18 protein-coding genes are annotated in these 19,319 nt (G+C 38.6%); 11 read left to right on the top strand and 7 right to left on the bottom strand.

Annotation, left to right across the window (positions count from 1 at the left end; all coding sequences use genetic code 11):
• Positions 1-16: 16 nt before the first annotated feature.
• Positions 17-511, bottom strand: coding sequence for an NUDIX hydrolase (locus EPL02_RS07840; RefSeq protein ID WP_094912379.1), 495 nt, complete (start codon positions 509-511; stop codon positions 17-19).
• 950 nt (positions 512-1,461) lie between these two features.
• Here EPL02_RS07840 and cls point away from each other — a divergent pair.
• On the top strand, positions 1,462-2,970 hold the full coding sequence (gene cls / locus EPL02_RS07830; RefSeq protein WP_094912382.1) for a cardiolipin synthase: 1,509 nt from the start codon (positions 1,462-1,464) through the stop codon (positions 2,968-2,970).
• A gap of 15 nt (positions 2,971-2,985) precedes the next feature.
• Complete coding sequence (gene rpiA / locus EPL02_RS07825) at positions 2,986-3,654, top strand: ribose-5-phosphate isomerase RpiA (RefSeq protein ID WP_131887411.1); 669 nt, start codon at positions 2,986-2,988, stop codon at positions 3,652-3,654.
• A 33-nt stretch (positions 3,655-3,687) separates the two neighbouring features.
• Here rpiA and EPL02_RS07820 read toward each other — a convergent pair whose 3' ends face one another.
• Entirely contained in the window at positions 3,688-4,281 is a 594-nt protein-coding gene (locus EPL02_RS07820) for a YdbC family protein (RefSeq protein ID WP_094912384.1), read from the bottom strand.
• A gap of 140 nt (positions 4,282-4,421) precedes the next feature.
• On the opposite strand from EPL02_RS07820, the gene EPL02_RS07815 reads away from it, so the two are divergent.
• Complete coding sequence (locus tag EPL02_RS07815) at positions 4,422-6,308, top strand: hypothetical protein (RefSeq protein ID WP_131887410.1); 1,887 nt, start codon at positions 4,422-4,424, stop codon at positions 6,306-6,308.
• A gap of 100 nt (positions 6,309-6,408) precedes the next feature.
• On the top strand, positions 6,409-7,311 hold the full coding sequence (locus EPL02_RS07810; protein WP_131887409.1) for an NAD(P)/FAD-dependent oxidoreductase: 903 nt from the start codon (positions 6,409-6,411) through the stop codon (positions 7,309-7,311).
• A 30-nt stretch (positions 7,312-7,341) separates the two neighbouring features.
• On the opposite strand, the gene EPL02_RS07805 is transcribed toward EPL02_RS07810, so the two are convergent.
• From EPL02_RS07805 to EPL02_RS07790, 3 genes are all read right to left on the bottom strand, one after another.
• Positions 7,342-7,530, bottom strand: coding sequence for a hypothetical protein (locus EPL02_RS07805; protein ID WP_094912387.1), 189 nt, complete (start codon positions 7,528-7,530; stop codon positions 7,342-7,344).
• 314 nt (positions 7,531-7,844) lie between these two features.
• Complete coding sequence (locus EPL02_RS20835) at positions 7,845-9,098, bottom strand: L,D-transpeptidase family protein (protein WP_094912388.1); 1,254 nt, start codon at positions 9,096-9,098, stop codon at positions 7,845-7,847.
• 507 nt (positions 9,099-9,605) lie between these two features.
• Positions 9,606-10,316: a M50 family metallopeptidase gene (locus tag EPL02_RS07790; protein WP_131887408.1), complete on the bottom strand. Its 711-nt coding sequence runs from the start codon at positions 10,314-10,316 to the stop codon at positions 9,606-9,608.
• A gap of 192 nt (positions 10,317-10,508) precedes the next feature.
• On the opposite strand from EPL02_RS07790, the gene EPL02_RS07785 reads away from it, so the two are divergent.
• From EPL02_RS07785 to yyaC, 4 genes are all read left to right on the top strand, one after another.
• On the top strand, positions 10,509-11,690 hold the full coding sequence (locus EPL02_RS07785) for an amidase (RefSeq protein ID WP_131887407.1): 1,182 nt from the start codon (positions 10,509-10,511) through the stop codon (positions 11,688-11,690).
• Between the two features lie 189 nt (positions 11,691-11,879).
• Positions 11,880-12,650 (top strand): EAL domain-containing protein, encoded by a 771-nt coding sequence (locus EPL02_RS07780; protein WP_131887406.1) that lies wholly within the window; start codon positions 11,880-11,882, stop codon positions 12,648-12,650.
• Positions 12,647-12,883, top strand: a complete 237-nt coding sequence (locus EPL02_RS07775) for a hypothetical protein (RefSeq protein WP_131887405.1) — start codon at positions 12,647-12,649, stop codon at positions 12,881-12,883. Before EPL02_RS07780 ends, EPL02_RS07775 begins: the two co-directional genes overlap by 4 nt.
• A gap of 87 nt (positions 12,884-12,970) precedes the next feature.
• Entirely contained in the window at positions 12,971-13,576 is a 606-nt protein-coding gene (gene yyaC / locus EPL02_RS07770; RefSeq protein WP_094912396.1) for a spore protease YyaC, read from the top strand.
• 25 nt (positions 13,577-13,601) lie between these two features.
• On the opposite strand, the gene EPL02_RS07765 is transcribed toward yyaC, so the two are convergent.
• Entirely contained in the window at positions 13,602-14,924 is a 1,323-nt protein-coding gene (locus EPL02_RS07765) for a CitMHS family transporter (RefSeq protein ID WP_094912398.1), read from the bottom strand.
• A gap of 185 nt (positions 14,925-15,109) precedes the next feature.
• Complete coding sequence (locus EPL02_RS07760) at positions 15,110-15,991, bottom strand: LysR family transcriptional regulator (protein ID WP_131887404.1); 882 nt, start codon at positions 15,989-15,991, stop codon at positions 15,110-15,112.
• 150 nt (positions 15,992-16,141) lie between these two features.
• Between EPL02_RS07760 and EPL02_RS07755 the strand changes: the two genes are divergently transcribed.
• From EPL02_RS07755 to EPL02_RS07750, 3 genes are all read left to right on the top strand, one after another.
• On the top strand, positions 16,142-17,269 hold the full coding sequence (locus EPL02_RS07755; protein WP_094912401.1) for a 2-methylaconitate cis-trans isomerase PrpF family protein: 1,128 nt from the start codon (positions 16,142-16,144) through the stop codon (positions 17,267-17,269).
• A 63-nt stretch (positions 17,270-17,332) separates the two neighbouring features.
• Complete coding sequence (locus tag EPL02_RS20830; protein ID WP_165932530.1) at positions 17,333-17,494, top strand: hypothetical protein; 162 nt, start codon at positions 17,333-17,335, stop codon at positions 17,492-17,494.
• Between the two features lie 316 nt (positions 17,495-17,810).
• On the top strand, positions 17,811-19,319 hold the full coding sequence (locus tag EPL02_RS07750; RefSeq protein WP_094912402.1) for a sugar ABC transporter ATP-binding protein: 1,509 nt from the start codon (positions 17,811-17,813) through the stop codon (positions 19,317-19,319).

Genomic DNA, 19,319 nt, shown 5'->3' with positions numbered 1-19,319 from the left:
TCATACCCTTATTCAATTACTGTTCAAACGTTTTCTTTAACTCCCAGCTATTATAGACTTCTGAGTCATGGGGCCAAACTGAAAGTGAATGAGCTTCAATCGCTTTTAAGACGAGAGGAGAAGCATTGTTTTTATCCAGTTTTTTAATGGGCATCCACAGTGCTTCAGCTGCATCTTGTCCTTCAAATTGACTCGGCATATGTAGCAATTCTCCACCTTTAATCATGACGTAATAAAATACCGCAATATGGTGAACGTGAGTAAACTCTTTCCAAATGCATGGGTACTGGAAGTCAGCTGCACCTGCTTGCTTCGTAATACTAACCTTAAAGCCAGTTTCTTCTAAGAATTCTCGCTGCATCGCATCCACCAGCGTCTCGCCATGCTCAAGCTGACCACCAGGTAAATCAAAACGATGAATATAAGGTCCGCGATTTTTGCGAATTACGAGAATCTCTTCATCTTGTATGCAAATGCCATACACTCCAAAGGCACGATCATATCGATCCATTCTATATTCACCCACTTTCTCCAATGGAATAATTCCCATTTTAACACATGTTTCAACTTAACTTTCTAGTGAAAAAGAAGATTCCTGACGAGCTCAGTATAGGAAATTTCATCAAATAATCCTTATTAAAAGTTTTCTCAATAAAGAAGCCCTTGATTGGAATGAAGAATGCGATCCCTTCAGAAAGGGAGCAATTTGAAATGGAAATCACGCTAAGCAGAGAGAAGCACTTTACTTAACACAGAAAAGAATTAAGCTTCAACCTATCTAGTAGGGTGTGACAACGTTTTAGTTAGTTGAATAACGGTTATTTCAATTTATTAGAAAAGCACTCTTCACAAATAAATGTACCTTCATTTCTTAAATATGCTTTAATTTCGGCAAAACCTTTTCGCTTCGGATATTGCATTTTTACATAAGTAACGTCGTCTTCTTTAATTTCTTTTTCACAATATATACATTTAGGTTTAGCCCACAACATTTAATAGTCCACTCTCCTTAGTCTAATCAAAAGTCTATATCTATTAATTAATAATACTATAACTTAGGAAATAACCCCCTTTTATTTACCAGTAAGAAAACAGAATATTTATCTAGTGTCATCCTTATATGCCAAGTAGAGAGTGTTTTTAAAGTATTAGAGAAAAGAGCAGCCCTCATCAAAATGTTCCCGATAAAAAAGCCCGTGATTGGAATGAAGAATGCGAGCCTCTAGCAGGACTAGCGAGACAGATGAGACCCCGCAGTATACGAGGAGACTCAGCGCTCTCCATGCGGAAAGGGAGCAATTTGAAATGGACATCATACCAATATGAAAGAGTATCACCATGGAAATCACCGCTCGGTAAGACTATTTTTATGCTCAGATGGAAATGCTGATTTTACAAGGGTTAAACGTATGCAGAAAAGGGAATACAAGAGTAACTAATCAATAGTTTGGAGAATACACAATGAAAAAAAGAAGAGTCGACTTTATCTTTTTATTTCTTATGCTCGTATCTTCCTATCTTTTTTTCTTTACAGATTTATCGAAAGAATGGAAAATCGCGCTAGTTACTTTATATGCGGTGCTAATCTTCGTCAGCATCTATTCCTTAATGCTTGAAAATCGGACGCCTCATAGTACGCTACTTTGGATGTATGTTCTCTTTTTCTTTCCTGTTGTGGGGTACATCTTTTATTTATATTCAGGTCAGCTTTACCTTAAAGGCTACTTATTTAAATCAAAGAGAATGAACAATCGTGAAACACTGAAGCGCATGACGGAAAAGGAAAAAGAAGCAAAGATAGACTTGTCTTCTCTAAGCCCTCATCAACGTTCATTTGCCGAGTATTCGGAACGGGTTTCATTTACAAAGGTAAATAACGGTACGAAAGCAAGAGTGTTAAAAAACGGACAGGAAACCTTCTCTGAAATAACCGCCAGTTTAAAAAGTGCAAAACACTTTATACATATGGAGTATTACATGATTCACTCTGATAAGCTTGGAAAAGAAATTATGAGCTTACTAATTGAAAAAGCTAAAGAAGGCGTCGAAGTTCGCTTCACCTATGATACCGTTGGAAGCATTTCACTATCAGGAGCAGATGTTAAAGAGTTAAGAGACAACGGCGTTAAAGTCTATGCCTTTTCGCCAATTCAAGCCGGCTTTTTTAATCAAAAATTTAACTTCCGCAATCATCGAAAAATCATTGTCATTGATGGTGAAGTTGGTTATGTCGGCGGCTTAAACATCGGCATGGAATACTTGGGGAAAAACAAAGAAATTGGATTTTGGCGCGATACGCATTTAAAACTAGTAGGAGAATCCGTACAAACTCTCCATGCAGTTTTTTTATTTGACTGGGAGTACGTTTCCGGAGAAAATTTAATTATTGAAGAGCGCTACACAAAGACCGTTCCTGTCGTAGGAGATGGTTTTACACAGATCATTGCGACTGGTCCTGATACTCATGAGAATATGAGCGAATACTATTATGCTATGATTGCATGTGCCACAAAATCAATTTGGATTTCAACTCCTTACTTAGTTCCAAATGAAACGATTCGAATGGCTCTTCAAGTCGCTGCTAAAAAAGGGATTGACGTTCGGATTATGGTACCAGAAATCAATGATGGTTTTCTGACTCAGTACGCAACAAGGTCTTACTTTGGAGAACTAATTCGTTCTGGAATTGAGATTTATTCTTATCAAAAAGGCTTTATGCACCAAAAAATTGTCATTATTGATGATGATTTTGCTTCTGTGGGAACAGCTAATATGGATATGAGAAGCTTTCACTTAAACTTTGAAGTAAATGCTTTTTTAATGAATTCAAAAGCTATTCAAGATTTAATCAAACACTTTGAAGAAGATATGGAAGACAGCGAGCTCATTAAGCCCGTTGCTTTCTATAAGCGAGGTCTTATGGAGCGATCAAAAGAGTCCTTCGCACGCTTATTTTCAGGAATATTATAAAGGGGAGGTACGTTTATGGTTGAAAAACAAGCCGTCGGTGAAAAAGCTGCTGAGTTTGTAAAAGACGATATGATTGTTGGTCTAGGAACAGGCTCAACCGTTTATTACACAATTTTAAAGCTTGGTGAACGAGTGAAAAACGGCCTTCGCATACAAGGAGTACCCACTTCGAAAGAAACGGAAAAGCTTGCCCGCCAAGTTGGCATTCCTCTCGTGACGCTGGCAGATGTTAATAAGCTTAACCTTGCCATTGACGGAGCAGACGAAGTAGACAATCAGTTTTCACTTATAAAGGGTGGAGGTGGGGCGCTTCTACGTGAAAAGATGATTGCCAAAGCATCTGAGCAATTTATTGTCGTGGCAGATTCAACGAAACTAGTTCAAACGCTTGGGGCGTTTCCTTTACCGGTTGAAGTGGTTCGTTTTGGGTGGGAAATGACAGCTAAGCACATAAGAGACCTTGGATGTGTGCCACGTCTTCGATTGTTAGAAGACCATACGCCTTTTATTACGGATAATGGAAACTATATAATTGACTGTCACTTTCAAGAAATTAAACGCCCTCATGAGTTAGAAGTAACGCTTAATATGATGCCGGGAGTAGTTGAAAATGGTTTGTTTAATCATCTGACTAGTCGAGTCATTACAATCCGTAATCAGCAAGTCTGTATGATAACACCATAAAAAAGCTATGGCATCTGCCATAGCTTTTAGTCTTTAACGAGATAGAACGTTCCAATTTTGTTCTAGTTTATATATGTACTGGCGGGCTTGCAAAACGTTAGGGTGCACGAGCGTATCAACCGTCTTTGTTGGGCACGCTGCGCTGTAAAGCGTAAAAATGGTTATCTCATTATGCTTTAATGGAGCAACGATATGAGATAAGCACCTGTATGAAGGATTTACTAAACTTTGTACTAATATTTCTACATCTTTTTGATCATAAAAGTCCACTTCAATTTCAGTCTTCATTAAGTAACGTGTTTCCATTGCGCTGCTTCGATAATAATTGTAGCGACCGCCGATAAACTGTGAAGGGTTTGAAATGGATACATCAAGCGCCGTATAGGTTTGATCCTGGTTGCTGCTGTAGAAAATAGAGTCGTGCGTATATTTCATAAACTCTTGATAAGAGTCTTCATCTTTCCATAATGCAATAATGCACGTATCTGTTTCATCTTCAACATTCCATCCCCCTAGCTGTCCAATAAAACCATCGACATGGGCAAGTGCTGCCCAATGCTGTTGAGCATAGGAAAATGACCCCTTTTTATTCACCGGTATGCTGCCTTTTATAATTTTTGTCAACATGCTCTCATCACCTCTTTATCAAAGGTTCGCTCTTTGTTATAAAAATCCTGCCTTCATCCCGAAAATTACAGACATACATACTTCCATCGTCCCATACATTTCAACTATAAGGTCTTGCGATAGAGAGTGGGGGAGATAGAATGAAGTTTTTTCGAGCAAAAGCTTTTCCATCCGTTAGCCGAAAAGGATGGTGTGTGTTGTTTCAGCATCCTTTTCAAACAGATAAAAGCGGAAACAAATACCCGGTTGTGAAACGTTATCTATGTGCTGAACAAGAGGAAGTAGATGTGCTTGTTGAAGAACTGAATGAACTGTTACGTATAGAAGAGTATTGGACAAGCACCGTAAAAGGGCGAGCAAAAGCACGCTATGATCAGCGCGTGGTGAACGCATTTTATGATGAAGTGGACGAACCAGATACTTCAACAGTGAACAAAAGTACGGATGCTTATCACATTTCACTAATCGGGGAAGCGGAAAGTGGGAAAACATCCATCGTTCGTGCGATTTTTGGTATTCACCCTGCGCGTGAAAAATTTCCAATTCGTTTTCGGAAAGCAAGTTACGATACGGTTTATGAAATGACGCATAGCGCCGCTTATGAAGCAAAAGTGTCATTTCTGTCACGCCAGCAAGTATATGAAACCCTTGAAAAGACGGTAATTGAAAGTGCTTTGGTTTATGCGAGTGGAGGAACGGACTATGATCTTGCAGTTGCACTTGTGCATGGGAATCCTGAGTTACACTTTGAAGCTTTATTTGGAGAGGTTCCTTATAGTCCTCGCTATTTTACAGAACAATCTTCCACTGCAAAGAGCACAAAGCGAATCTTTCAGTATGTTGAATCCATTAAAAGTCTCACAAATACCGTTTTAGAAGAAAGTACGGAAGTAACAGAGGATTTTGAACAGCTGTTTTTACAAAAAACGGAGTACCGGCAGCTAATTGAAACGCTCTTAACGTGTATTGAAAGGTCATTTAAAGAAAAATGTGATTTTACTTGGTCATATGGAATTGATGACTGGCCTAAGTTTGCATTCATTTCAACGGAAAGTCGGGCTCATTACTTTACGGCCTTACATCGCTTGACGACAGAAGCGGAAAAAGCAGATGGAGCGAGCTGCTATCCTCTTATTACGTCTATCCATGCCACTATTCCTTCAGTAAAAGAACAGCTTATTGTAATTCAAGATAGTAGAAGAGGAACCAGTCTTCATGATCAAGTGAAAGAAGCGGATCATATTATATATACTCATGATGCTTCACGTGAAATAAAGATTGATAAGTTAAAACAGCTAATTTCATATGGATATGGATATAAGCTGCAGATGATTTTTACTCATGCTGAACGTTTGCAAGGTGAAAGATACGCTGAAGAACGAGCGAAAAAGCATTGTTTATCTGCAGCAATTCAAGCGTGTATTCAGCGAGAAGAACAAGCTGTTGCTACCCAGCTTTCTTATTACCTCACGGCTGTACGTGTAGATATCGCCTCCTATTTAAATCGAAGTGATGAAGACGATCATCAGCTGTCAAAAATGGTTTGCATCAACCAGGTGAGCAGCACTCCAAAACAAGTTGGTGCAGAGCTTAACCCCATTTATCTTAGTATATTGGCTCCTCCAATCATAACGAAGGCTATTAGTCATTTGTATTCGCACCTTCTGCAACAAGACGATAAAGTATTTCCTGAAGAGTTGACGAGTCAGCTAGCGACTGAGCTTTACTATGGATTTGTGACCGAGCCTTCAGGGTGGTCTACATCTTATCATTCAGCGACCGATCGTCAGCGTACGTTCCAAGCCATAGCGAATTCTCTTTTCTTAGCGATTCAAGCATACGTTTTAGAAGAGGGAGTAAATAGAGAGGGTAAGGAATGGGCAGCTATTCAGCGTACAAAAGGTGAAGAAAGAGAGTACTGCGTGAAAAAGTTACTCCAAACAAAAATGAACAAAGAGTTTGAGCGTGGTTTATATTATGTGGTGAAGCACGTGGTGGAAAGTCATGGAGGAATTTTCATTCATTAAAAGCAGCTGATTAAGGCTGCTTTTTTCGTGCGTTCATAATTTGTGCTGAAAACGTACATATTACTACTGGTAAAAAAACTTTTAAGGTGGGCAAATAGCATTGGAAAACTATTATGATTGCATTATTATTGGAGGCGGAATTGCTGGTCTCCAAGCAGCGATTCAGCTTGGGAGATACTGCCACAAAACTTTAGTGATTGATTCCAATGACGGTCGTTCAAATCTATGTAACAGGTATCATAATTTATTGGGGTGGCCAGAAGGTGTAAGTGGAGAAGAACTAAGAGACCGCGGGAAGAAGCAAGCTATGCGCTACAACGTACAGTTTGTAACTGACCGCGTAATATCGGCAGCTAAGCACGAACAAGCTATTGCTTTAACCACAAAGGCTGATGAGCGTTATCAATGTAAAACGGTTTTATTAGCAACAGGTATTAAAGATCACTTGCCAAGCTTTCCAGAGCTGATTGGTTGCCTTGGCATTAGCGTGTATATTTGTCCGGACTGCGATGGCTATGAAGTAAAAGACAGTCGAGTCATTATAATTGGTAGAGGCGAAGCGGGAGCTAGCCTTGCTTGTACATTGACTCATTGGACAAAAGATATTGTCTATGTTGACGAAGAAATGAAGGTCTTGCCTACTAAGACAAAGCGAAAACTCCAGGAGCAAAAGTTAACGTATAAAAATGAACAAATTAAAAAAGTGTTGGTTGAAGGGAAAAGTCAGTTTAAAGGGATAGAATTGCAAAGCGGTGAAATAATTCATGCCAATCATTGTTTTCTAGCGTTGGGTGGCAATAAGGTGCGAAGTCATCTAGCAGAACAGCTGGGTGTGTATACGACAGAGAATAACCATGTGTTAACGAATCATCGAACCAAAGAGACAAATGTGGAAAACGTATGGGCAGCTGGAGATTTAGTTGCTCATTCTGAGCAAGCAGCAGTAGCCATGGGGGAAGGAGTCCAAGCAGCGATTTGGATTCATAAACGTTTGCTAACATAAAAATAACAACCTTCTTTTTTTAAGAGGTTGTTATTGGCTTGTATAGATATGGTGCTTAAACAGATTTACTGCCCCGATAATCGTTCCGATAGGACTAAAGATAAGCAGTGTCCAACCGATTAAGGGTGATACATAAATTTGCATTAAAATGAGTGGAATACTTAAAGAAATAATGACAAGCATCGTGTTTAAACCTAAGCTTTTTCGTAAATTCTCCATTGTTTCTTCTCCTTTTTGAAAGTTCGCCAGCGTTCGGTGCAGACATTCAAAGAAATTGTTAAAATTAAGCGTTAGAAAAAGAACTCAATCATAGACAGTTTCGACTTGTTTCGTAAATCCTTGTGTCTTTTTTCACTATTGAAAATAAGAGTATGTTAAGGTTTTGCAGGCGATAAACAATCTCTTTGTTACGTGAGGTGAGTAGCGCTTGTAAACTTTCACATTCACTTGTATTATGCTAGTCACAATAAAGGTTTATACATAGAGACCATGAAAAAGCAGAGCCTGTAAAGACTCTGCTTTAATTAATCGTATTATTTAGAAGAAAGAGCTTTATATGTGTTTGGACCAACAATGCCATCAGCAGCTAAGCCGTTTGCGCTTTGAAACTTTTTAACAGCAGCGCTTGTATTAGAACCAAACATGCCATCTACGCCGTTTGTATTAAAGCCAAGAGAAGTAAGTTTTTGTTGTAGAGCTTTTACAGCATCTCCTTTGCTACCAAGCTTTAAAGTTGGCCCTGATGTTAAACTAGGGCCTTTGCTGGGTGAAGAAGGCTTGCTAGCTGTTGTTCCGTTTAGTGCTTTTTGTGTAGCCGCATCAACGACTCCAGTGACAGATAGTCCGCGAGCTTTTTGAAACTGACGCAAAGCAGCATCCGTATTGTTACCAAAAATGCCGTCAATTCCTTTTGTACTAAAGCCAAGAGAGGTAAGCTTTTGTTGAAGAGCACGCACTTCGTTACCACGGCTTCCTTTCTTTAAACCAGTGCTTGTTGCTGGCGGTTTGACACCTGGTTTTGCTCCATTTAGCGCTTTTTGAGTAGCTGAGTCAACCACGCCGTTTACAGATAAACCGCGATCTTTTTGGAATCTTCTTAAAGCCGTATCTGTATTGTTACCAAATACTCCATCTACCCCTTTTGTATCATAACCAAGAGAAGTGAGCTTTTGCTGAAGAGAGCGAACTTCATTACCGCGACTTCCTTTTTTAAGACCACTAACTGTCGGTTGAGAAGGCTGGCTGCTGTTAGATACTTTGTATCCATTAGCGGCCGCAATCGCGTCAAATGATTTTGAAGAATTGGTAATCACAACTGGAGTTCCTACTGTTACTTGACTAAATAACCATTCCACTTCGTTATCGTACATACGAACGCATCCGCTGCTTATGTACTTTCCAATGGAACTAGGATTATTGTTACCGTGAATAGCATACGTTGTACCGTTTGTACCGCGAGCGTTAATCCCCATCCAGCGATTACCCAATGGATTTCGCGGATCTCCTCCCGGTATTTTACCCGTATAATAAGGACGATTTACAATCTTATTAACAATACGAAACTTACCCTCAGGTGTAAGTGAATTCGTACGCCCAGTCGCAACTGAAAAGGTACGAACGAGCTTATTGTTCTTATAATAAGCTAATTGATTGTTTGCTTTGTTGATGACAATGAAGTGAGTTGTACTTCCTGCAGCTTCTGTTTTATTTGCGCTGAAGAAAAGAGTTCCCATTACTAAAATTATCGCTAAAAATAAGACACTTACCTTTGTTTTTTTCTTTGCCAACTGACCATCCCCCTTTTATTTTTTGGTCGTTTACACGTGTTGACAACTGCAAATGATTCAAAAAAGATAGCGCTTGCTTTTTCAATATCTAGATGATACCTTGCGTAAAAATAGTACGAGAATGAACGTAAGTGTATAAAGTGAGGAGTATAGGAAACGAATGTTTATGGATCACGTTCACTCCATTTCTAGGAGTAGAATGGCCTAATATATTTGTGTAGGTAATCACGTCCTTTCATAAAAAACTCTAAACTATAATAGTTTTTAATAACTATTATTATACCAGATATAGACAAAATAGGAGGAAGTATCTATCTCTAATTCTCTGTATGAACCTACTATTTTCGACATCTTTTTCTTGTGTGTATGTCAAAATAACTAGATTTTTAACGTCGTTCTTTGACAAGCGTTCGACAGGGGGAGTTGACAGAAAGTCTAAAAAGGAAAAGAGGGAGGTTTTTTTCCTTTGTATTAATAGTAAGAGCAGCACCAAGTATCGGTGCTGCTCTAGTGTAATAGCGTAACGCTTAAATAAGCTATGTACAAAGCTTGAACGAAAAATAAAAGTCCCCAAATTCGACTTGAAACCATCGTGAGTTCTTTTAAGCTGGTTGCATCACCAGCATGATAAGGTTGCTTGACACTTAATACAAAAATAACAGCTGCTGATAAAACAGACTCAACCAACAAAATAGCTCCAACAAACATCATGCTATACATAATGAGAGTGGGTGAGTTTAGGTAGTAAACGCCTCCTAAAATGGCAAGGATAGAAACAAGCCAAAGTATTCCGTAACGGTTTCTTACTAAGAAAAGAAGGTTAAATAACAAAATGCCTCCTAATCCATAAAACAGTAGGTCGTAGCGATGTTGTACAAGCAGGTAGAAGAATAAATAAGTCATAGCTGAACTGAAAGGGTAACCGGCCAGTGCAATGATAACGCGGGGAAGCCAGCCGCGAGCACCAGCATAGGTGGACGTAATTGCTACTCCTTCTGTGTTTGTGTATAGCTCAATTCGCTTTACACCTTTTCCGAAAATCATCCCCATAAGAGCATGTCCATCCTCATGCAAAAGCGTATTTAAATTGGAAAAATAACGTCCTATATGTGTGAGGCCTTGGTTAAGACCGTGCATTTGCCGGCCGGCTAACGGAATGCCTCTCGTTAAAACAATGGCAAGAACAATAAACGCATACAAAATGGTGTGTTGTGACATAGTATTCTATTCCTTTGCGTATAAAATCAAAAACTACTATTACTTTACCCTGTTTAAAACAGAAAGAGCAATTTTAAATTATTATCTTTACAGTCTTTAAACGTTTGTTAGAAGTTATTACACATTCGTTGACCAATCATCCTGCAAGTTATTACGCTTAAAGGAGACATAAGCGAAAAGGGAGCGGTGATGATGAACGATAAATGGAATGCATTTCTTAATAAAGAAATAATCGTAGAGCCGATGAACGCCGGATTGTTAAGTGGAAAAACATTTGCTTTAAAAGATGTTTTTGATGTAAAAGGACATACGGCTAGTGCGGGAAATCCTTATTGGTTACGTACTCATGAACCAGCAAGTAATCATGCTGAAGTCGTTACAAGTTTGCTAGCTTCAGGTGCTAAGCTGACGGGCGTAACGCATACGGATGAACTAATGTATGGATTAAATGGTGAAAATTTTCATTATGGAACGCCTCTTCATCCAATTAATCACAACCGAATTCCAGGGGGGTCATCAAGCGGTTCAGCGGTGGCAGTAGCTGCTGGTCTCGTCGATTTTGCAGTTGGAACGGATACAGGTGGTTCAATACGAATTCCAGCGAGCTATTGCGGTATTTACGGATTTAGGCCGACGCACGGGAGACTATCGGTTGAAGGATTAATACCGTTAGCACCTAGCTTTGATACGATTGGATTTATGGCAAAAGATATAAACACGATGGTTGATGTTGCATCCGCTTTATTTGTGTCTCAAGCTCATGAACCTTCTTTTGAGAACATTGTTGGAGTAAGCAACTTGTTTGAACTAGCAGATGAAGAAGCAGGTAAGAACGTGAAGGCATTATTACAAGATCATCCTGTTGGCTACGAGAACATACAGCTTTCTTATAAGCTAAGTGAGTGCATGGAAGCATTTCGTATGCTGCAGGGAATTGAAGTTTGGCGCGCTCACGGAGAATGGATTAAACGATTTAACCCTACATTTGGTCCTGATGTAGCCGAACGTTTTGAATGGGCTAGTACACTAAAAGACGAAGAGATGTCAGATGCTAAACAAGTTCGTGAAACGATTACCAAAGAGCTTACTCATCTTTTAGATGAGAAAACAATCTTAGTACTACCAACAGCTCCAGGAGTAGCCCCTGTAAAGAATGCAGTCGGTCCAGAACTTCAAAATCGAAGGCTACATACGCTGCAGATGACATGCTTAGCTGGTTTAGCAGGGTTACCACAGCTTACGATTCCAGCTGGTTATGTTAATCAGCTTCCTGTTGGTTTATCCGTTATCGCAGGAAGAAATCAAGACCAGCAATTATTAACATGGGTGCAAGCATGGATGGGAAGTAAAGAAAGAGTCACCTTGAAAGAATAAAATATAAAAATGATAAAAAATCGCTCACTACCAAAAAGTGGGCGGTTTTTTGTGTTAAAATAATCAAGTGTTTTGCCGATTTATAAAATGATAGTTGACTAAACAAGTTTTGTTTGAAGAGTTGATTGCGCACAGATAGACCAGCAGCGCACGAAATGCAATGATTATGGAAAGGAATAAGGGAGCAATATGGAAGCTTATTTTTCAAAACAGTTTGACAAAGAGGAATTTACGTTTGTTTATCAGCCGATTTATTGTGTGAATAAATGGAGTAAAGTTGGGTTTGAAGCACTGTTAAGACTACAATCTTCTCATGCACCTATTATCGATTTATTTTTACAAGCACATGAAGATGAAAAGTTGGCGGAACTTGACATGATGGCGATTGAAGGAGCAATTGATTGTTTTCCATTTGAAATTTTACAAGGTAAAAAGCTATTTGTGAATCTTTTTCCATCTACCGTAATAGATAAACAGTTTCACTTTTTTATTCAGCATTTGTTAGTTATGTATCCAAACAGCTTCAAGCGCGTGGTATTCGAACTAAATGAAAGTACGTTTGAGCACAATATTTGGTCATCTCCATTGTTTAAAGAAGGGCTGAGCTATTTACGTCAATGTGGATTTCAAATTGCTATAGATGATGTAGGTACAGGGATGGGAAGTCTTCAACACGTTGTGGAGCATCGTCCAGACATTATTAAGCTAGATGGCTATTTTTCAAAAGGGTTAGCACATTCAAAAGAAAAGCAAGAAATGGTGAAGTGCTTATCGCAATATAATGAAGGAAACACTACTCTCATTTTAGAAGGAATCGAATGTGAAAAGGACTTGGCAATCGCGCTTACATTAGATATTAAGGTAGTACAGGGCTATTTACTAGATCGTCCTGCAGCAATCGATACGTTTTTAAAGAACCACCAGCTTAGGGAATCGTTGAGCTTTGGGGGTATTCGTTGAGGAACGTGAACTGTATTAAGTGGTGTGGGTACATAATAGGTTTACTATTTCTGTTAGGATGTACGATGGTCGTTTATCTATCCACTAATCTTCCATTTTTATTTTATGGCATCTCGTATTTTTTTGCTAAAAAGACCGCTCGTTTGCCCATCATCATTGATTCTTTAGCACTTATTTTGCTTCTTCTCTTCTTACTAGTTATTGGGTTGATGAGTGTCACTCCTTATGAATAATAGGGAAAAGTAGCTCGGTAGCTGTTGAGGTAACAAAATCTTGCTATAATAAATAGAAAGAGGACTGACAAAAGTGAGGCGAGGGAGATGGGCAGTTTTTTCAAGCGAACGGAAGAGGAAAAGAAAGAATCTGCAACAACGGCTTGGATTGTAAAAGCAAAAAGCAGCCAAAAAGAAAGAGAAGTGGAATATGCTTCGGCACAGCTGCTAGGCATTATTCAAAAAGCGCAGCGTGAGAACCGGGATATTGTCTTTCTTTGTATTGGGTCCGATCGCTACGTAGGAGATTCTTTGGGTCCGTTGGTAGGGACTATGCTAGTAGAAAGAGACATACCTTTTGAAGTATATGGTACGCTAGAGCAACCGGTTCATGCTTTTAATTTAAAAGAGATGATTAAAGACGTGAATAAGCGATTCATAAAGCCTTTCATTATTAGCATCGATGCGTGCCTTGGGGAACAAAGCCAAGTGGGTGACGTAATAATAAAAGAAGGGCCGCTAGTGCCAGGGCAAGCGCTAGCAAAAGTGCTCCCTGAAATTGGCGACTATCATATAAAAGGAATGGTCAATTACGTGGATCCATTTCCTGCTACGCAGTTTCTAAATGACACGAGATTGTTTACGGTTATGACCATCGCAAAAACAATTGTCGATGTAATTAAGACAATACCTCAACATAAAAAAGAGCTGTGAACTTCGTTTCACAGCTCTTTTATCGTTATAAAACGGTAATGGCACCTGTTAGAATTGCGATAATGGTAATGGATAATGAACAAATAATGGCCCATTTAAATCCGTAGCGCTGCAGTTCTCCAATATCCGTTTTTACCATTCCAACAAGAAGCAGTGTAGAAGCAACTAATGGACTTAAAAAGTGAACAGGCTGCCCAAGAATAGAAGCTCTTGCAATTTCAACAGGGTCTACGCCATAAGCCGCACCGGCTTCAGCTAAAATTGGTAACACGCCAAAGTAATAAGCGTCGTTTGAAAGCACGAAAGTAAACGGCATGCTTGTTAACGCAACGACGACTGGAAAGAAAGAGCCTAAAGAATCTGGGATAATCGCAACGAGTGAGTTAGCGATTGCGTCTACCATTTTGGTACCTGAGAAAATGCCAGTGAAAATTCCTGCAGCAAACACAAGCGTCACAACGGTAAGCGCATTTCCCGAATGAGCCAGTAGGCGTTCTTTTTGTTGTTCGATGTTTGGATAGTTAATCATGGATGCTAGGACAAATCCAATTAAGAAGAGAACAGGTACAGGCATAACGCCCATAATAAGCACAACCATTACGACAATCGTTAACAATAAGTTGATCCAAATTAATTTGGGGCGTTTTAAACTTTCTGTTTGAGCTACTTCATAAGCAGCTGCTAATTCAGGCAGTTCCCCCGCATGATTTTTCTTATATTCAATATCAATAACTCCCAGACGCTGTCGTTCTTTTCTACCGAGAGCGTAAGCAACACCAATGACGGTTAATAAACCACCAAGCATTGTTGGAAGCAATGGGATAAAGAATTCGTTAGCATCTAATCCAAGTGAAGCAATTGCGCGAGTAGCAGGGCCTCCCCAAGGTGTCATACCGCTCATAATGCTTAAAGATAGAAGTGAAATAATAGCAAGAATTAGCGGATTCATCCCCAAGCGTAAATAAAGTGGTAGCATAGCTGAAATGGTAATCATATGCGTTGTTGTCCCGTCTCCATCTAACGCAACAGTAGAAGCTAAAATAGCTGTTCCAATCGCAATTTTAACAGGATCTCCTTTTACAATTTGCAGCATCTTTTTAATAAGCGGATCAAACAAGCCTGCATCTATTAAAATACCAAAAAATAAAATAGCAAACAGCAGTAGAGCGGCTGAAGGTGCAACTACTTTTAAACCTTCTAGCATCATTTCCCCAAGTTTAGATCCAAATCCACCTATAATGGCGAATACAATTGGAACAATTGTGAGCGCGTTAATAGGTGATAACTTTTTTGTCATAATTAAGTACGTAAAAACAATAACCATTGAGATTCCTAAGAATGTAAGAATCGTAATCCCCTCCTCTTTTTTTAATAGAAACCGCTTTCAAATAAGAGTTGTGAAACAGTAAGAATTTGCGTGGTTGTTAGTCGTTTAAAAATTCTATGTTTTAAGAATATTACACGGTAGGAGATAAGTGAAATATATATTTTTATCAAAAAGTCAAAAAAAAAACTTATAACCTCACGCAGAAGTTATAAGTTAAATGGTGAAATGTTCGCAGTTTCTCTATTTAAAAAGTCGATGAAGTGCTTAACAGTTGATAGGTTTAAAACATCTTGGTGATACATAAGCCACGTATTTCGTAGCACGGGCTCATCGTTTTTATAAGAGAGTCCATAGACAAAAAGATTATCTGAAGGTTGTAAACAAATTTCAGGTAAAATAGAAAAACCCAAATCATTCTTTACCATTTCTTTGCACGTCTCTTGACGGTCTGTTTCCATCGTCACACGAGGAGGCTCAGCAAACTGATCATGCCACCAGTCATTAATTAAGTTTTTTAATGAGCTGTCAGTTTTATAGTTGATAAATGGGCGGCTGGGCAATTCGTCAATCGTTAACTCTGTTTTTGAAATTAGACATAACCGTTCCTTTGTTAGTAGAGACTTTACGCCGTACCAATCATAGTTTCCTCTTAAAATACCAAGCTGAACAGCAGATGTATCAAGAAGGTTCATAATATCTGTGCTCCAGCCGGTATTGACGTTAAATTGAACGTGAGGATATTGAAGCGAAAACTTCTTCAGTAACTTTGGCAGGCGATATTGTGCAAAGTTGCTAGAGACACCTAAGCGTAGCGTTCCACGCACTTCTTGTTTCATATTTAGCATATAATCTTTTGTTTTTTGAAGCTCAGCCAGCATATCCTGTGCATACTCAGCAAGGTAAATACCTTCAGATGTGAATTCAATTCCTTTTTTCGTTTTAAAAAACAAACTTGTTCCAAAGTCTTTCTCTAAATTCTTCAAGCGATAGGTTAAAGCTGGCTGAGAAATATATAATCGTTCAGAAGCTCGGCTAATATTTCGCTCCTCAAATAGTATTTTTAAAGCAATCCAATCTTTTTCATCCATAGTTGACACCCCAAACTAAGTTATAAGTTTTTTTTCTTATTTTTGAAATAAATTATCTATTGTACTTATGAACAGATTTATCATACTATATTTTTGAAGAAAGAGATAGGAAAATTAAGAATAATTAGAATATAAAAGAAGGTGTGATGAATGAGAATTCCTGTAACGATTATGCGTGGAGGCACAAGCAAAGGAATCTTTCTAAACATGGACCATATGCCAAGTGATCAAGCACTTTGGAAAGATTTTTTACTAGATATTATGGGAAGTCCTGATCAAAGGCAGATTGATGGATTAGGTGGAGCAAACTCGTTAACTAGTAAAGCGGCAATTATTAAGCAATCAGAAATTGAAGGAGTAGATGTAGAGTATACGTTTGCTCAAATTAGTGTCGATCATCAACTCGTTGATTTTAAAGGAAACTGTGGGAACATCTCATCAGCTGTTGGACCATATGCAATTGCACAAGGATTTGTGACACCAAAAGAACCAATCACTACCGTAACGATACTTAATACCAATACACAAAAAATTATTAAAGCCGAAGTGGAAGTAGAAGATGGACAAGTGAAGACGGAAGGAACCTATGAAATCCCTGGTGTTCCAGGTACTGGCTCACCTATTTATCTTTCATTTACCCAAGCTGAAGGAGCCGTAACAGGAAAGCTTTTTCCAACCGGAAATGCTATTGATATGATTAAAACATCCAAGGGACTTATACCAGCATCAATTGTCGATGTAGCTAACCCTCTTGTATTTGTAAAAGCAGAAGATATCGGCCTTACAGGCTATGAGTTACCTGCTGAATATTCGGAAGACACTCTTTATTATTTAGAAGAAATCCGCTCACAAGCAGCTGAAATTTGCGGATTCGCTAAGAAAGAAGAGGCAACAATAAAATCACCAGCTGTTCCTAAAATGACAATTATTGCTCCTCCGAGAAATTATAAGGACAGCTCAGGAAGGGAACGGAAAAGTGAAGAAATGGATGTGGCTATTCGTATGATGTCTATGCAAAAACCACATCAAGCATTAGCTATAACCGGTGCGATTTGTACAACAGCTTCAGCATTTCTGGAGGGAACAATTGTTTCAAAACTCGTTGATATTCATAGCCCTGTCATTCGCTTGGCTCATCCTGCAGGTATCATGGAAACAAAAGTAGATTTCATTGCCGGACAAATGCAAGGCATTAAGGTGATGCGTACAGCAAGGATGATTTTAGAGGGGTACGTATATACAAAGCATAACTACCAAGTTGCGCACCAGTTAGCGTAAGCGGTAACTATCAAAGCTGTTCATAGAGAACAATAATTTCATGAAAACGGAGGGGTTCGAAGGATGTGGGTTGTGACCATCTATTCTAGTCGAAATGAAATGAGAATGTTTGAGTTTGAATCAGAACAAGAAGCACGTACGGTATTTGAGCAAGAAAAAGGGTACAAGATTTTATCTCAAGTTCTGTATCCAAGCAATCCTTCGCTGGCGTTAACGGTTGTGTGAGGAAGAGCCACATGAAAAAATTTCATGTGGCTTTTTTATATCTTTTTTTTCACAAACTATTATTTCATACAATGAATAGTCTTTTTTGTTTTCAATAGATACGCAAGAGAAAGTTTTTAATACATAACTACTTGGAGAATATGGGAGAGATAATTAATATCTTAGAATATAGATTTGCTTAGAAGAAAGCATGCCTATAATTATAAAAAGAGAAAATTTTCTGAAAAAAGTTGTTGCTAATCTCCATAAAACTATTTATAATTCAAATCAATTAGGAAAGCGCTTTCTTTAATTAGGAGATGAAAGGGGTCTTTACATGATAGGTGACAATCAAGCGTTGCTTATAATGAAAGGAATTAAAAAGAGTTTTTCCAATAACCATGTTCTAAAAGGCATTGATTTAAATGTTAAAGCTGGAGAAGTACACGTTCTGTTAGGAGAAAACGGAGCTGGAAAATCAACTCTCATTAAAATTTTAACAGGGGCTTACGAAAAGGATGACGGAGAGATTTATTGGGAAGGAAAGCTTGTGCAGATTAACAATCCGGTAGATTCTATGAAGCTTGGAATCGCAACAATTTATCAAGAGCTTAACGTTATTCCACAGCTGAAAGTCTATGAAAATATCTTCCTTGGCAGGGAATTAAAGCAACGTGGAAAGGCTTCTCTTTTAAATCATAAACAAATGAGAGAAGAAGCAAAGCGCTACTTGACCATGCTAGGACAAAGCCCAGATCTTGCAGATAAGCAGCTCAGTGAATTAGGGATTGGTCAGCAACAATTAGTAGAAATTGCTAAAGCGCTTACCTTGGATGCGAAGTTAATCATTATGGATGAGCCAACTGCCAGCCTAAGTTCTACAGAAGTTGAACAGTTATATTCAACAGTAGAAGGCCTTACGAAAAAAGGTATTGCAATTGTTTTTATTTCTCATAGGCTGGATGAAATTAAGCGAATGGGAGACCGAATTACTATTTTACGAGATGGTTTTCAAATTGATACGCTACCAGTTCGCACAACAACAACGGATAAGTGGATTGAGCTTATGGTTGGAAGAACTCTAGATGAAAAATATCCAAAGCAATCATTTGTACTTGGAGGTGAAGGTTTTCGTATCAAAGATTTTCATGTCAAAGGTTTTAAAGAAAAGCTTAACTTTACCCTGAGATACGGTGAGATTGTCGGCATTTCCGGATTGGTTGGAGCAGGAAGAACAGAGTTGGCTAGAGCAATCTTTGGCGCTGACCAAAAAGAAAGCGGAAGCGTATATATCGATAAGAAAGAAGTTCATATTAAATCACCTAAAGACGCCATCAATGCAGGCATTGCATTCATTACCGAAGATCGAAAGAATGAAGGGTTACTGCTGGATCAACCTCTAGATTTTAACATCTCCTTAGCTAATACAAAAATGTTCAAGCAAAAAAACAATCTTATCAATTTAAACACCATTAAGAAAACAGCAGACAACTATATTAAAGAACTTCGAGTACGTCCTGATAATATTGAGCTTCATGCTCGTAAGCTAAGCGGTGGCAATCAGCAGAAAGTCGTTATTGCCAAATGGCTTTGCACGCAAGCAAAGGTTTTCATTTTTGATGAACCGACTCGAGGGATTGATGTAGGTGCCAAAGTCGAGGTATATCGTTTAATGAATGAGCTTGTAGAAAAGGGTGCAATTGTTCTTATGATTTCATCTGATTTACCAGAAATTCTTGGAATGTGTGATCGTGTACTTGTAATGAATGAAGGTAAATTTACGGCTGATTTAGAGATTCAAGAAGCAAATCAAGAAATAATCATGAAAGCAGCGACAGGAGGCTGA

This window comes from Bacillus sp. CBEL-1, assembly GCF_004348885.1.
GTDB lineage: Bacteria > Bacillota > Bacilli > Bacillales > Bacillaceae_H > Priestia > Priestia aryabhattai_A.
Note: the sequence above shows the minus strand (reverse complement) of the source record. Positions and strands in the feature narration are given on the sequence as shown.

Bases quoted from the DNA above. Each gene is read 5' to 3' on its own strand.
- yyaC (WP_094912396.1), top strand. From the start codon at position 12,971: ATGGGCAGTTTTTTCAAGCGAACGGAAGAGGAAAAGAAAGAATCTGCA.
- rpiA (WP_131887411.1), top strand. From the start codon at position 2,986: ATGGTTGAAAAACAAGCCGTCGGTGAAAAAGCTGCTGAGTTTGTAAAA.
- EPL02_RS07805 (WP_094912387.1), bottom strand. From the start codon at position 7,530: ATGGAGAATTTACGAAAAAGCTTAGGTTTAAACACGATGCTTGTCATT.
- EPL02_RS07820 (WP_094912384.1), bottom strand. From the start codon at position 4,281: ATGTTGACAAAAATTATAAAAGGCAGCATACCGGTGAATAAAAAGGGG.
- EPL02_RS07780 (WP_131887406.1), top strand. From the start codon at position 11,880: ATGGAAGCTTATTTTTCAAAACAGTTTGACAAAGAGGAATTTACGTTT.
- EPL02_RS07790 (WP_131887408.1), bottom strand. From the start codon at position 10,316: ATGTCACAACACACCATTTTGTATGCGTTTATTGTTCTTGCCATTGTT.
- EPL02_RS20830 (WP_165932530.1), top strand. From the start codon at position 17,333: ATGTGGGTTGTGACCATCTATTCTAGTCGAAATGAAATGAGAATGTTT.
- cls (WP_094912382.1), top strand. From the start codon at position 1,462: ATGAAAAAAAGAAGAGTCGACTTTATCTTTTTATTTCTTATGCTCGTA.
- EPL02_RS07755 (WP_094912401.1), top strand. From the start codon at position 16,142: ATGAGAATTCCTGTAACGATTATGCGTGGAGGCACAAGCAAAGGAATC.
- EPL02_RS07760 (WP_131887404.1), bottom strand. From the start codon at position 15,991: ATGGATGAAAAAGATTGGATTGCTTTAAAAATACTATTTGAGGAGCGA.
- EPL02_RS07815 (WP_131887410.1), top strand. From the start codon at position 4,422: ATGAAGTTTTTTCGAGCAAAAGCTTTTCCATCCGTTAGCCGAAAAGGA.
- EPL02_RS07785 (WP_131887407.1), top strand. From the start codon at position 10,509: ATGAACGATAAATGGAATGCATTTCTTAATAAAGAAATAATCGTAGAG.
- EPL02_RS07750 (WP_094912402.1), top strand. From the start codon at position 17,811: ATGATAGGTGACAATCAAGCGTTGCTTATAATGAAAGGAATTAAAAAG.
- EPL02_RS07840 (WP_094912379.1), bottom strand. From the start codon at position 511: ATGGATCGATATGATCGTGCCTTTGGAGTGTATGGCATTTGCATACAA.